We start from the raw sequence: 12,513 nt of genomic DNA, 5'->3' as shown, positions 1-12,513 counted from the left end.
GCAGCCAACCGGGCGCAAGGCCATTGTGGCGCCATGACCAATTCGCCCTGCACGATCACTTTGAATTCGCCCGAGGAAACAGCAGAATTCGCTGCCCGCCTCGGTGCAGAATTGAGATCTGGAGACATCTTGTTGCTTGAGGGCGAGATCGGCAGCGGAAAGACCCATTTTGCCCGCAGCCTGATCCAATCGCTAATGATCGAGCCCGAAGATGTGCCTTCGCCGACTTTCACCTTGGTTCAGGCTTATGACACGCCGGCCGGGGAAATCTGGCACTGTGACCTGTACCGCCTGAGCGCGGTTGAGGAGGTCGAAGAACTGGGCCTGACCGAGGCTTTCGAAACCGCAATCTGTCTGATTGAATGGCCGGATAAACTGGGCCCGCTGATGCCGGAGTCTGCGGCGAAGATATCCTTCGAAACAGACCCCAACATGACAGAAGCACGCCATCTGACCCTTCGCTGGTCAGACCCGAAATGGCCCGTGAAACTAAGGATTCCCGCATGACAAACCGCGCGGTATTGGCCGAAGCGTTGATCGCGCAGACCAAATGGTCAAATGCAAAGCACGCGCCGCTGGCTGGGGATGCTTCGAACCGGCGGTACGAGCGGCTGACCGATCCGGAAACCGGCAAGACGGCGGTGTTAATGGATTCACCTCCGGGCAAGGCAGAAAATGTCGAAGATTTTGCCCGCATGTCCGAATACCTGCGGTCCCTTGGTCTGAGCGCGCCCGAGATTTATGCCGAGGATACGCATTACGGCTTTCTGCTGCTCGAAGATCTCGGCGACGACCTCTTCGCGCGCGTGCTTGCGCAGACCCCCAGCATGGAGCGTGCGCTTTATGAGGTCGCGACGGATGTTCTAATCGACCTGTACAACGCGCCAAGCCTTTCTTTGCGATCCTATGATCCGAGTTTGATGACCGAGCTTGCCGCGTTGTCCTTTACCAAATACGCGCAGGCCGTGCAGGGCACGCACGACGCCGATGCGCGTAACCGATTTGAAAACCGGTTCTCGGACATTCTGCACCGGGAAACTTCGGGGTCCAAAGTTGTTGTGCTGCGCGATTACCACGCTGAAAACTTGATCTGGTTGCCGGATCGCGACGGGGTTCAGCGCGCTGGTCTGTTGGACTTTCAAACCGCCATGCTGGGCCATCCGGCCTATGATCTGGTATCTTTGTTGCAGGATGTGCGTCGCGATGTGTCACTCGGAACCGAGATGCAAATGGTGAATCGCTATATCGTGGCGACTGGGGTGAATGATCATGACTTCCGCACCGCCTATGCGGTGTTGGGTGCTCAGCGAAATCTGCGCATTCTGGGCGTCTTTGCCCGGCTGGCAACCGAATACTGCAAGCCCAGCTATGTCGATCTGATTCCGGCGACTTGGGCCCACCTGATGCGGGATCTGGAACATCCCGCACTGGTAACCATCGCCAATCTGTTGCGCGAGGCCTTGCCCGCACCCACCCCTGAAAATCTGGACAGGCTCCGACAGAAATGACCCAAGACCCCGAAGCCGTCATGCTGTTTGCAGCCGGGTTTGGCACCCGTATGGGCGCATTGACCGAAAATCGGCCCAAACCACTGATCAAGGTCGCCGGCCGGCCTCTGATTGATCACGCGTTGGATTTGGTGAATGCCCTGCAACCAAAGCGTATCGTGGCCAACCTACATTATCTGCCAGATCAGCTTGAAGCTCATCTAGTCCCAAAAGGTGTTCTGCTTTCCCATGAAACGCCGGAGATTCTTGAGACTGGCGGCGGAATACGCGCCGCTTTGCCCCTGCTTGGATCGCACCCGGTTTACACCCTGAACCCAGACGCGATCTGGTCAGGACCGAACCCTTTGACGATGCTCCGCGAGGCGTGGAATCCCGATCACATGGACGCGCTGTTGATGTGTGTACCGGTGGACCAGACTGTCGGGCACACGGGCAAAGGCGATTTCACAGCAGATGAGAAAGGACGGATCGTGCGCGGCGGCAGTTTGATCTATGGCGGTGCGCAGATCATGAAAACCGAAGGGTTGATGGATATCCCAGAGAAAGCGTTCTCACTTAACGTGCTATGGGACCGGTTGCAGCGGCAGGATCGTCTGTTTGCCCTCACCTATCCCGGTCGCTGGTGCGATGTCGGCCACCCCGAGGGGATTGCTCTCGCCGAAGGGCTGATTGCCGATGTTTGAACCCAGCCCAGTTCCACGTGTTTTCGCCGTTCCACCCGGTTCGGATTTCCCGCAAACGCTGGTTCAAGGGCTACGAGATCGAAGTGCCACGCATCCGCCCGAGGCGTTGGCGCGCGTTCAACTGGTCGTCAATACGAGGCGAATGGCCCGGCGTGTCCGCGACCTGTTTGATCATGGCCCGGCTTGCCTGTTGCCGCGCCTGACACTGGTCACTGATTTGGGCGAAAGCGTCGATCTTGCGCAGATACCTCCAGCAATTCCACCGCTGCGGCGCAGGTTGGAGTTGACGCAGTTGATCGCTAAGCTGTTGGAGCAACAGCCTGATCTGGCTGCACGGTCTTCACTTTTTGACTTGTCCGACAGCCTAGCCGCGCTGATTGATGAGATGCAGGGCGAAGGTGTTTCGCCCGACGCGATCCGGCAATTGGACGTCAGTGACATGTCCGGACATTGGGAAAGGGCGCAAAAGTTCATCGGAATTGCCGATCAAATCATAGATTCAGGCCCAGATGCGCTGGATGTTCAGGCCCGGCAGCGGCTTGTGGTGGAAAACCTGATAGACCGTTGGCAAGTCGCTCCGCCGCAGCATCCGGTTATCCTTGCCGGGTCAACCGGGTCACGCGGAACCACCCTGATGCTGATGGAGGCGGTTGCGCGCCTGCCGCAGGGCGCGTTGATCCTGCCGGGTTATGATTTCGATCAGCCCGACCGCGTTTGGCGCGGGTTGGACGATGCGCTGACATCGGAAGATCACCCGCAGTACCGGTTCCGCAAGCTGATGTCACGGCTTGGTTTGGAGCCAGATCAAATCATGCCTTGGACGGGTGATCAACCACCCTCGCCTGCTCGCAACCGCTTGGTTTCGCTGGCTTTACGCCCGGCGCCAATCACTGATGCATGGATGTCCGAAGGCCCGCAACTGACCGATCTGGATGGCGCCACAAAGGACGTGACACTGGTCGAGGCGCAATCGCCCAGATCCGAGGCCCTGGCCATCGCACTGCGCCTTCGCCAGGCAGCCGAAACCGGCCAAACTGCCGCGCTAATCACACCTGACAGGATGCTGACCCGCCAAGTCAGCGCTGCTTTAGATCGCTGGAACATCCTTCCCGATGACAGCGCTGGTCTACCGCTGCAACTATCGCCGCCCGGCCGGTTTCTGCGTCACGTGGCGGGGCTTTTCGCACGGCGTCTGGATGGCGAGGCATTGTTGACCCTTCTGAAACACCCGCTGTGTCATGATGGTGACGAGCGCGGCGCGCATTTGCTGCACACGCGGGACCTTGAACTAGATTTGCGCCGACATGGCCCGCCTTTCCCGGACAGCGCTAGCCTGACCGCTTTTGCAATCCGCAAAGAAGTTCCCGAGGACTGGGTACGTTGGCTAAACTCCCATTTCTGCGATCAACAGATCGCGGGCCAACTCCCATTGACGGATTGGGTTGCCAGGCTGCGCATCTTGGCCGAGGCGATTTCGGCGGGCGCGTCAGGGGAAACAGGCACGCTCTGGGACAAGAACGCAGGCCAAAAGGCGCAAGGCGTCCTAAGCGCACTGGAAAAAGAGGCACAACACGGCGGCCCGATGACCGCCCATGATTTCGCCGACCTGTTGGGTGCTTTGCTCGCGGGCGAAGAGGTCCGGGATCGCGACGCCCCGCATCCGCACATCATGATCTGGGGCACGCTTGAGGCGCGCGTGCAAGGGGCAGATTTGCTTATCTTGGGCGGCCTAAATGAAGGCAGCTGGCCCGAGGCTGCCGCGCCAGACCCCTGGCTGAACCGCCAGATGCGCGACAAGGCCGGACTTTTGCTGCCCGAACGGCGGATCGGCTTGTCGGCACATGACTTTCAACAAGCCATCGGCGCGCCCGAGGTCTGGCTGACCCGTGCCAAGCGGTCCGATGACGCAGAAACCGTTCCATCACGCTGGCTGAACCGCCTTACGAACCTGCTGCATGGCTTGCCAGGGCAGGGCGGGCGTGAGGCTCTGTCAGAAATGCGCAACAAAGGCCGGCAATGGCTGCAATGGGCGGAACAGCTTGAAATCGCGCCGCATATCGAACCGGCAACGCGTCCATCTCCGCGGCCGGCAGTGGCATCGCGCCCAAACCGGTTGAGCGTGACGGAAATCAAACGGCTGATCCGCGATCCTTATGCGATTTACGCCAAACATGTGCTGCGCCTGAAACCGCTGGACCCTTTGGTGCAAGCGCCGGATGCCTTGTTGCGCGGGATCGTCATCCACGAAATTCTGGAACATTTCGTCAAAGACAGTGTTCTGGACACCGCCTTGTTGACCCGCGAGAATTTTTTGAAACGCGCAGAAACCTTGCTGGATCAACATGTTGCGTGGCCCACGGCGCGTAAGCTGTGGCTGGCGCGGTTGGAACGCATCGCGGATGATTTTCTGGCCGCCGAAATCGCGCGACGAGGGGACGGGGGGCCGGTCGCCTTCGAGGCGGCGGTGAAACTTGTGCTAACGCCCCTGGATTTCACTATCGCGGGCCGTGCTGACAGGATAGATCGCAACAAACGCGGCGCGTTGCGGATTGTCGATTACAAGACAGGAACGCCCCCGACGGAAAGCCAGCAATCCAAGTTCGACAAACAGTTGCTGATCGAAGCCGCGATGGCCGAAGAGGGCGGTATCGACGGGTTCGACCCTTCACCCGTAGCCGAGGCGATTTTCATCGGCATGGGCGGCACCTACAAAGAAGTACCCGCACCGCTGGCGAAAGAGCCGCCAGACAAGGTTCTGGCCGAGCTAAAAGAGTTGGTTTCTGCTTATTTAGAGCCTGATCAAGGGTTTTCATCCCGTCGGATGTTGCACAAGGATTCGGATGTGGGCGATTACGATCAACTGGCGCGGTTTGGAGAATGGGACCGCACTGATGACACAACGCCTGAGGACCTGACATGAGCGCCCGAAACGACGCAACCGAGCGGCAGGTACAGGCCGCGCGGCCCGACGCCTCGACCTGGCTGGCAGCCAATGCAGGCTCAGGCAAGACGCGGGTTCTGACTGATCGGGTGGCCCGATTGCTGTTGGGCGGTGTACAGCCACAGCATATCCTTTGTCTGACATACACCAAGGCCGCCGCCAGCGAGATGCAAAACCGGTTGTTTGATCGCCTCGGACAATGGGCAATGAAGGATGATGCCGGTCTGATGTCCCAACTGACCGATCTGGGCGTACCCGGCGAGATCGACTCAGACAGGCTCGCACAGGCCAGAACCCTATTTGCGCGCGCCATTGAAACGCCCGGTGGCCTGAAGATCCAGACGATCCACTCGTTCTGCGCTTCACTGCTACGACGTTTCCCGCTTGAGGCCGGGGTAAGCCCGCAATTTTCCGAGATGGAGGACCGCGCGGCGGCCTTATTGCGCGAAGAGATTGTCGAAGATTTCGCCGCAGGTCCGCAGGCGTATCTGATCGAAGATGTCGCCCGGTTTGTCACCGATACCGGGTTCGACAAACTTACCGCGGCCATCACCCAGAAACGCAACCTGTTTGCGCAGCCGCTGGAATGGGCCGATGTGCTGCAACGGTTTGAACTGGCCGACGGGTTCGATGAAGACGCTTTAATAGGACGTGTGTTTCTGGGCGGCGAGGTGGAATTGATCAGGTCGATTCTGCCGGTGCTTTCCGAAAGTGGCGGCAACAACGCCAAGGCGGCCGACAAGCTTGCGGCATTTACCGAGGCCCGGGTTAGCAGCTTACCTATTTTGGAAAGCGTGCTTTTGACCGGAAAATCCGCCAAAGAACCCTTCACGGCTAAAATCAACAGTTTCCCGACCAAAGCCCTGCGCGAAGGGGCGCTGGTGGGCAAGATGCCCCAGCTCGAAGCGTTGATGTTGCGGGTGGAGGCCGCGCGCGAACATCGGCTGGCCCTGGTGGCCGCGCGCAAGACAATGGTGCTGCATCGCTTCGCGACGGCGTTTTTGCCGGAATATGAGCGGCGCAAGCAACTGCGCGGATGGCTAGACTTTGACGACCTGATCTTACGTGCGCGGCAGGTGTTGAATGATCCGGCGGTTGCCGAATGGGTGTTGTACCGACTGGATGGCGGCATCGACCACATTCTGGTGGACGAAGCGCAGGATACCAGTCCCGATCAGTGGGACGTGGTAGAAAAACTGGCGCAGGAATTTACCAGCGGAGAAGGGGCCAGGTCCGGGGTTGAACGCACGATTTTCGTGGTCGGTGACAAAAAGCAATCGATCTATTCCTTCCAAGGCGCCGATCCGCAGGCATTCGATCTGATGCAGGCTGAGTTTGGGCGGAAGCTCTCTGAATCAGGCTCTAAATTGTGGGATTCCACGTTAGAATACTCATTCCGATCCTCCAGCGCGATCTTGTCTTTGGTCGACATCCTGTTCGAAAACCGAGCGGAAGCCGGATTTCATAAGGAAAGCCAGCACCGCGCGTTCAAGGCGGATCTGCCGGGCCGGGTGGACCTGTGGCCCGTGGTCGAAAAGGTCGAAGACGATGAAGATACCGACTGGACCGATCCGGTAGATCGGCCCGGCGCGCGGCATCACACCGTCATTCTGGCCGAGAAGGTGGCGCAGTCGATCAAGGCAATGATCGAACAGGGTGAGACGATCCCTGAGGATGGCGAAACGCCCGGCACATTTGTACGGCGGAAGGTTCAACCGGGGGATTTTCTGATCCTCGTTCAACGCCGCTCGGACCTGTTTGCCGAGATCATCCGCGCCTGCAAAGCCGCTGACCTGCCGATCGCCGGGGCAGACCGGCTGAAGGTCGGCGCGGAATTGGCGGTCAAAGACCTGGCCGCGCTGCTGAGCTTTCTGGCCACGCCCGAGGATAGCCTGTCGCTTGCCACAGTTCTGAAATCGCCGCTGTTCGGGTGGGGCGAACAACAATTGTTCGATTTGGCACATCGGCGCAATGAACAGTTCCTTTGGGCGGCCCTGCGTCAACGCGCCGAAGAGTACCCTGAAACACTGGCCGTTCTGCACGACTTGCGCGGGCAGATCGACTTTCTGCGCCCCTACGACCTGATAGAACGCATCCTGACCCGCCATGATGGCCGTCGGAAACTGCTGGGCAGGTTGGGAGCCGAGGCGGAAGACGGGATCAACGCGCTGTTGTCGCAGGCATTGGCGTACGAGCGCACAGATATCCCAAGCCTGACTGGATTTCTGGTGTGGATGCAGACCGATGATCTGGAAATCAAACGGCAGATGAGCGGCGTCGGAAACATGATCAGGGTGATGACGGTGCATGGTTCCAAGGGGTTGGAGGCTCCGATTGTGATCCTGCCGGATACGGGCAAACGGCAAGCTCCGCGCGATGCCGAGATCATGGTGGCCGAAGGCACACCGCTTTGGAAAGTTCCGGCTGACGCGTCCCCGGCGTTGATTGCGCGTGCGCGCGACGAAGCCCGAGCGCGGGAAGAAAATGAGCGGCTTCGCTTGTTGTATGTGGCGCTAACACGAGCTGAAAAGTGGTTGATCGTGGCGGCTGCTGGCGATGTCGGTAAGGATGGGACCAGCTGGTATCAGATGGTTCAGGCCGCGATGGAACGGGCAGGGACGGTGGCACTGCCCGGCTCAGAAACCCTGCGATTGTCACATGGTGATTGGAACGCATCGCCGATTATTGAATCCGCAAAGACCTCAACTGCCGTGACGGACCTGCCAGCCCCGTTCCTGTCTCCCGCCACACCACCAGAGCCCGAAGCGGAAACGCTCAGCCCTTCAGATCTTGGCGGCGCCAAGGCTTTGCCCGGCGATGCAGGTCACGACGAAGAAGTGGCAAAGTTGCGCGGCACACGATTGCACCTGCTGCTGGAACACTTGCCTTCGGTCACGCGGGAAGACTGGCCGCAGCTTTGCGCGCGGGTTCTGCCCGATATGCAGAACGCGGAACGGCAAGAGCTGATGGATGAGGCATGCGACGTTTTGACTGCGGCGCATCTTCGGCCTGTCTTTGCCGCCGGCGCCTTGGCTGAGGTGCCCGTGACAGCCGACCTGAACGGACGCCGCATGCACGGGGTGATCGACCGATTGATCGTCACCGATACCGAGGTTCAGGTCATTGATTTCAAAACAAATGCAACGGTTCCCAACAGTGCAGAGACATGCCCTGAGGGGCTTTTGCGACAGATGGGGGCGTATGCCAACGCCTTGTCGCAGGTCTATCCGAACCACGAAATCCGCACCGCGATCCTATGGACCAGAAAAGCAGATCTGATGTGGCTGCCACACGATCTTGTGACGCACGCCCTGTCGCGCACCCAGATATCTTGACCTTGGATTGCCCGGCCCCTACGTTCTGTTCCCGAGATACCCCATTCAGGAGACAGAATATGTCGACCGTTGCCGTTACCGACGATACCTTTGACGCCGAAGTCAAAAACTCTGATGTCCCCGTTGTGGTGGATTTCTGGGCCGAATGGTGTGGCCCCTGTAAACAAATCGGCCCCGCTCTGGAAGAACTGGCCAACGAATACGGCGGCAAAATCAAAATTGCCAAGGTAGACGTGGACAGCAACCCGAACGCCGCTGCCGCCATGGGTGTGCGTGGCATTCCTGCTCTGTTCATCTTCAAGGACGGTCAGGTTGTGTCGAACCGCGCCGGTGCTGCCCCCAAAGCCGCACTGCAAAGCTGGATCGACGAATCCATCTGATCCGATGTGATCGGTTTTGATCAAGGGCGTCCGAATTCGGGCGCCCTTTTTTTGTGACTGGCTCAATTGGGCCATCAATACAGGGAAAGCAAATGGCGAAAACACGGGTTCTGGTGGAATTCGGGATGGGCACATCCCTGCGGCGCGAGGATTACACTGAGGCCGCCCTGCGGGCGATCAAGGATGCGCTGTGGCATAACTCGGTGAACATGGCCGAGCTGTTCGGGTTTCCGAAAGAGGCGATGATCATCGACGCCGAAGTGGGTGTGCAGCAGCCCGACAAGGTCGATACCGATATGCTGAAGGCGATCTTTCCGTACGGCCAGCCCAACATCACAGTAACACAGGGTGGTCTGGATATCGATAAGCCCCACATCGATGGCTGCACTGTGATCGCCAACGCGGCGGTCATCGTCTCATTCGATATGGAGCCCGCCCAATGACCGAAAAACGCATCATTCTGGAAATGGGCACCGGCAACGATCTTTATGGTCAGGACTACACCAAAGCCGCCTGCCGCGCCGTGCAGGACGCGCTGCATCATTCGTCGATCACGCTGTTTTCCAAGCTTGGAATCGATCACACGGAGATGCGGGTTCAGGTGACCATCGCCGTTCAACAACCTGATGAGGTTGACTGTGACAAGGTCGCCGCCGATCTGCCAAGGGGCCGCGCCGAAGTGCGGGCCGTCAAGGGTGGGTTGGATGTTGTGGATGACGCCGCTGGCACGCGCCATGTCATCGCCACTGCCGCGATCGAGGCGTTTTTGCCGGATCAGGCTGGTAAATACGTGCAATGCTGACAAAGAAAAAGCCGCTCGGATACCCGGGCGGCTGCTTCAAATTCTGGTTCTGATTGCGGGATCAGATTTTTGCGATGTCCGCGCGCGCCAGACCGATGTCTTCCAGCTGTGCGTTGGTCAGACCCGACAGGATCTTGCGTGTCTTGCGGCTTTCGTTCCACTCAACAGCGGATTCGAAGACATTGATGAATGCATCCACTACGTGCAGGATGGTAGCTGCTCCGAGTGGGGCATGGATGTTTGCAGTTGTTGCCATGTTCCCAGTCCTTGTATCTGAAACAGCCGACCCGTTGTCGGTTGTGAGCCTCATGTAGTCCCAAGCGCGGGGACTCACAATTGCTGGTCTGGTAACCCCGGTTTGCGTTTTGTGCATATCTTTTGGGCAGTTGTGCAACGGGTTGCGCCGATCACGCGCCCGGCCCATATATAGCGACTGAGAACACGGAGGCTTTCATGGCGGACAGCGATTTTCCCGGATGGCACGGGACCACGATCATTGGTGTCAAAAAAGGCGGGCAAGTCGTTATTGCCGGGGACGGACAGGTCAGCCTGGGCCAGACCGTGATCAAAGGCACTGCGCGCAAAGTGCGCCGCTTGTCGCCGGGCGGGTTTGAAGTTGTCGCCGGATTTGCCGGTTCGACCGCTGATGCATTTACGCTGCTTGAACGGCTTGAGGCGAAACTGGAAGCGACACCCGGTCAACTGGCCCGTGCCTCGGTCGAGCTGGCCAAGGACTGGCGCACCGACAAGTACCTGCAAAAGCTTGAGGCAATGCTGATCGTCACCGACGGCAAAGACCTGTTGGTTATCACCGGGGCGGGGGATGTGCTGGAACCCGAACACAACGTGGCCGCCATCGGATCAGGTGGAAACTTTGCCCTGGCCGCTGCGCGAGCAATGATGGGCAGCGATAAACCCGCCGAAGAGGTCGCGCGTGAAGCTATGGCGATTGCCGCTGACATCTGCGTCTATACCAATGGCAATCTGACGGTTGAAACGATCTAGGCCAACAGCGCCGAGATCTCTTTACCTTTCCAGCGCCGGTACATACCGACCAGCCCAAGCAGGGCGGTTGCGATGACGATGTAATAGGGTAGGCGGATGTCGATACTCATCAATCCGCCGCCGACCAGAGACATGACACCGCCGGCAAGGCAGAAGACCGCCGTCGTAACGCCCATGACCCAACCTTGATCCGCTTCGCCAACGCTGGACGAAAACAGACCCAGCAGGGTCGGGTAGGCGACGCCAAAGAAGAAATAGAAGAAGAAGACCGGAACATAGCTCAATACGCCGCTGGGGCTGAAGGCGAAGCCAAAGCCGCAGATCACCATCACCACCAATGAGGTATGGATGATGGAATGCTTGCTGAACCTCTCTTGCGCTGGTTTCACGAGGAATGTGCTGGAAAACGCCAAGGCAAAACCGATGACCACCATAGCCATGCTGCCACCGATGACACCGTAGCCCCATGCACTGGTCAGGAAATTATCGACGAATACGTAGAACGTGACATTGGCAATCATGAACAGCGCATAGACAGGCAGGATTTTCAGAACCAACGGGTGTTCACGTACCGCGATCAGACTGTCGGTGATATCGCGCGGGCGAAAGACAAATGCCGCGCGCTCGGTGCGGGTGTCCTTGAAGAAAAAGCTCACCAGGAAGATGGCGATCATCACCAGAACAAACGCGCCGTAGAACGGCATCTTGAGCGTGGCATAGCTGCCCAGTATCGCTGCATCGGACAGAACAGCTCCGATAATCGGGCCGCCGACCAGACCAAAGCTGACGCCGGTGATGATATACCCCATGTTTCGGTCGCGGTCGGCGGCATCGGCGCTGCCGTCAATCATCGCCGCTTGTGCAATGGGCTGATTACCCGCCGTAAAGCCGGTGATCGACCGACCAACGATCAGCAGAAGCAAACTGTTAAGGTAAAGTGCCGTGATGGTGATGGCATAACCGGCCAGCGCCCCACCTAAACACACCAACAAAGCATTCTTACGCCCGATGGAGTCCGACACTTTCGAGACATAGACCACACCCAAAAACCACGACAGAAAGAAACACCCGATCACCAGCCCATAGTAGAAATGGCGCTGGCCCATAGTTGTGCTTTCCGGCAGGATCCCGGATTTTGTTTCCATGATCAAAGAGTTGATGATGGGAAAGACCAGCCCTTGTCCGATCAGATCCACAAATACCACGAACAACAACGTAATCTTGGCAATCTTCGTCATGATACACACCTTGGAACTGGTTCCTTGAGGTGAGTGTAACAGACAGGTGCTATGGCACCTAACGCCTTGTCAGAGGCCGGTAATTTACCGGCCTCCGGGCGCAATTCGTCGTTGGGTTACGAAAGCGCTGCAACGCCCAGCGGAACGCCGGCAACGTCACACCAGATATAAACTTCGTTATAGTCCGAGATATCCATGGTCGGCGGTACCGCATAAGACTGCTTGCCTTTCAGGTTCAGCAGCGCGCCCAGTTTCGAGTTCGGGTCATAGGTGCCATCCTTGCCGAAGGCCACGCGCGGGTCCGGACCGTTATCCAGCGAAAAGTCATCACCCAGCTCAACAATATAGCGCTCACCGTCTTTGACCACTTTGACCGAACCGGTGGTGATATGTTTCGAGCGGCCCTCGAATGTGCCCTTTTTCTTGGCACCGCCGGCGGCAGCGACATTGGCGCTGGCCAGTGTCAGAGCGGCGCCCGTTGCAGCGGCATTCAAAAAGAGCGAACGACGAGTCATCATGATGTGGGTCTCCATTTCAAAGTGCAGGCGAACTTGCCCGTCGACGCAGACTATGCGCAGCTATTTTCTGTCAGGCGATTCACATCACCACGATTTTCCGTGT

12 protein-coding genes are annotated in these 12,513 nt (G+C 58.3%); 9 read left to right on the top strand and 3 right to left on the bottom strand.

Annotation, left to right across the window (positions count from 1 at the left end; genetic code table 11):
- Positions 1-33: 33 nt before the first annotated feature.
- The 8 genes from tsaE to AC2FLJ_RS17740 all read left to right on the top strand — a co-directional run bounded on the left by tsaE (position 34) and on the right by AC2FLJ_RS17740 (position 9,649).
- Positions 34-507 (top strand): tRNA (adenosine(37)-N6)-threonylcarbamoyltransferase complex ATPase subunit type 1 TsaE, encoded by a 474-nt coding sequence (gene tsaE / locus AC2FLJ_RS17775; protein WP_496697624.1) that lies wholly within the window; start codon positions 34-36, stop codon positions 505-507.
- Complete coding sequence (locus AC2FLJ_RS17770; protein WP_496697622.1) at positions 504-1,508, top strand: aminoglycoside phosphotransferase family protein; 1,005 nt, start codon at positions 504-506, stop codon at positions 1,506-1,508. Before tsaE ends, AC2FLJ_RS17770 begins: the two co-directional genes overlap by 4 nt.
- Positions 1,505-2,191, top strand: coding sequence for a nucleotidyltransferase family protein (locus AC2FLJ_RS17765; protein WP_496697621.1), 687 nt, complete (start codon positions 1,505-1,507; stop codon positions 2,189-2,191). Before AC2FLJ_RS17770 ends, AC2FLJ_RS17765 begins: the two co-directional genes overlap by 4 nt.
- On the top strand, positions 2,184-5,111 hold the full coding sequence (gene addB, locus AC2FLJ_RS17760; RefSeq protein WP_496697619.1) for a double-strand break repair protein AddB: 2,928 nt from the start codon (positions 2,184-2,186) through the stop codon (positions 5,109-5,111). The genes AC2FLJ_RS17765 and addB overlap by 8 nt, the downstream gene beginning before the upstream one ends.
- Entirely contained in the window at positions 5,108-8,467 is a 3,360-nt protein-coding gene (gene addA, locus AC2FLJ_RS17755; RefSeq protein WP_496697617.1) for a double-strand break repair helicase AddA, read from the top strand. The genes addB and addA overlap by 4 nt, the downstream gene beginning before the upstream one ends.
- A gap of 59 nt (positions 8,468-8,526) precedes the next feature.
- A complete protein-coding gene (gene trxA / locus AC2FLJ_RS17750) occupies positions 8,527-8,847 on the top strand; it encodes a thioredoxin (protein WP_058275159.1) in 321 nt (106 codons plus the stop codon).
- A 92-nt stretch (positions 8,848-8,939) separates the two neighbouring features.
- Positions 8,940-9,290 carry a Lin0512 family protein gene (locus tag AC2FLJ_RS17745; RefSeq protein WP_496697614.1) on the top strand — a complete coding sequence of 117 codons (351 nt, stop codon included), beginning with the start codon at positions 8,940-8,942 and terminating at the stop codon, positions 9,288-9,290.
- The gene (locus AC2FLJ_RS17740) at positions 9,287-9,649 is read left to right on the top strand and encodes a Lin0512 family protein (RefSeq protein ID WP_282170575.1); all 363 of its coding nucleotides are present in this window, start codon (positions 9,287-9,289) and stop codon (positions 9,647-9,649) included. Before AC2FLJ_RS17745 ends, AC2FLJ_RS17740 begins: the two co-directional genes overlap by 4 nt.
- Before the next feature lie 61 nt (positions 9,650-9,710).
- On the opposite strand, the gene AC2FLJ_RS17735 is transcribed toward AC2FLJ_RS17740, so the two are convergent.
- Positions 9,711-9,905 carry a DUF1127 domain-containing protein gene (locus AC2FLJ_RS17735; protein WP_108860504.1) on the bottom strand — a complete coding sequence of 65 codons (195 nt, stop codon included), beginning with the start codon at positions 9,903-9,905 and terminating at the stop codon, positions 9,711-9,713.
- A 197-nt stretch (positions 9,906-10,102) separates the two neighbouring features.
- On the opposite strand from AC2FLJ_RS17735, the gene hslV reads away from it, so the two are divergent.
- Positions 10,103-10,654: an ATP-dependent protease subunit HslV gene (hslV, locus tag AC2FLJ_RS17730; RefSeq protein ID WP_109313826.1), complete on the top strand. Its 552-nt coding sequence runs from the start codon at positions 10,103-10,105 to the stop codon at positions 10,652-10,654.
- On the opposite strand, the gene AC2FLJ_RS17725 is transcribed toward hslV, so the two are convergent.
- Positions 10,651-11,892, bottom strand: a complete 1,242-nt coding sequence (locus AC2FLJ_RS17725) for an MFS transporter (RefSeq protein ID WP_496706983.1) — start codon at positions 11,890-11,892, stop codon at positions 10,651-10,653. The genes hslV and AC2FLJ_RS17725 overlap by 4 nt on opposite strands.
- A gap of 116 nt (positions 11,893-12,008) precedes the next feature.
- The gene (locus AC2FLJ_RS17720) at positions 12,009-12,410 is read right to left on the bottom strand and encodes a DM13 domain-containing protein (protein ID WP_496706981.1); all 402 of its coding nucleotides are present in this window, start codon (positions 12,408-12,410) and stop codon (positions 12,009-12,011) included.
- Positions 12,411-12,513 lie beyond the last annotated feature (103 nt).

Source organism: Ruegeria sp. CDSA034 (genome assembly GCF_059612275.1).
Note: the sequence above shows the minus strand (reverse complement) of the source record. Positions and strands in the feature narration are given on the sequence as shown.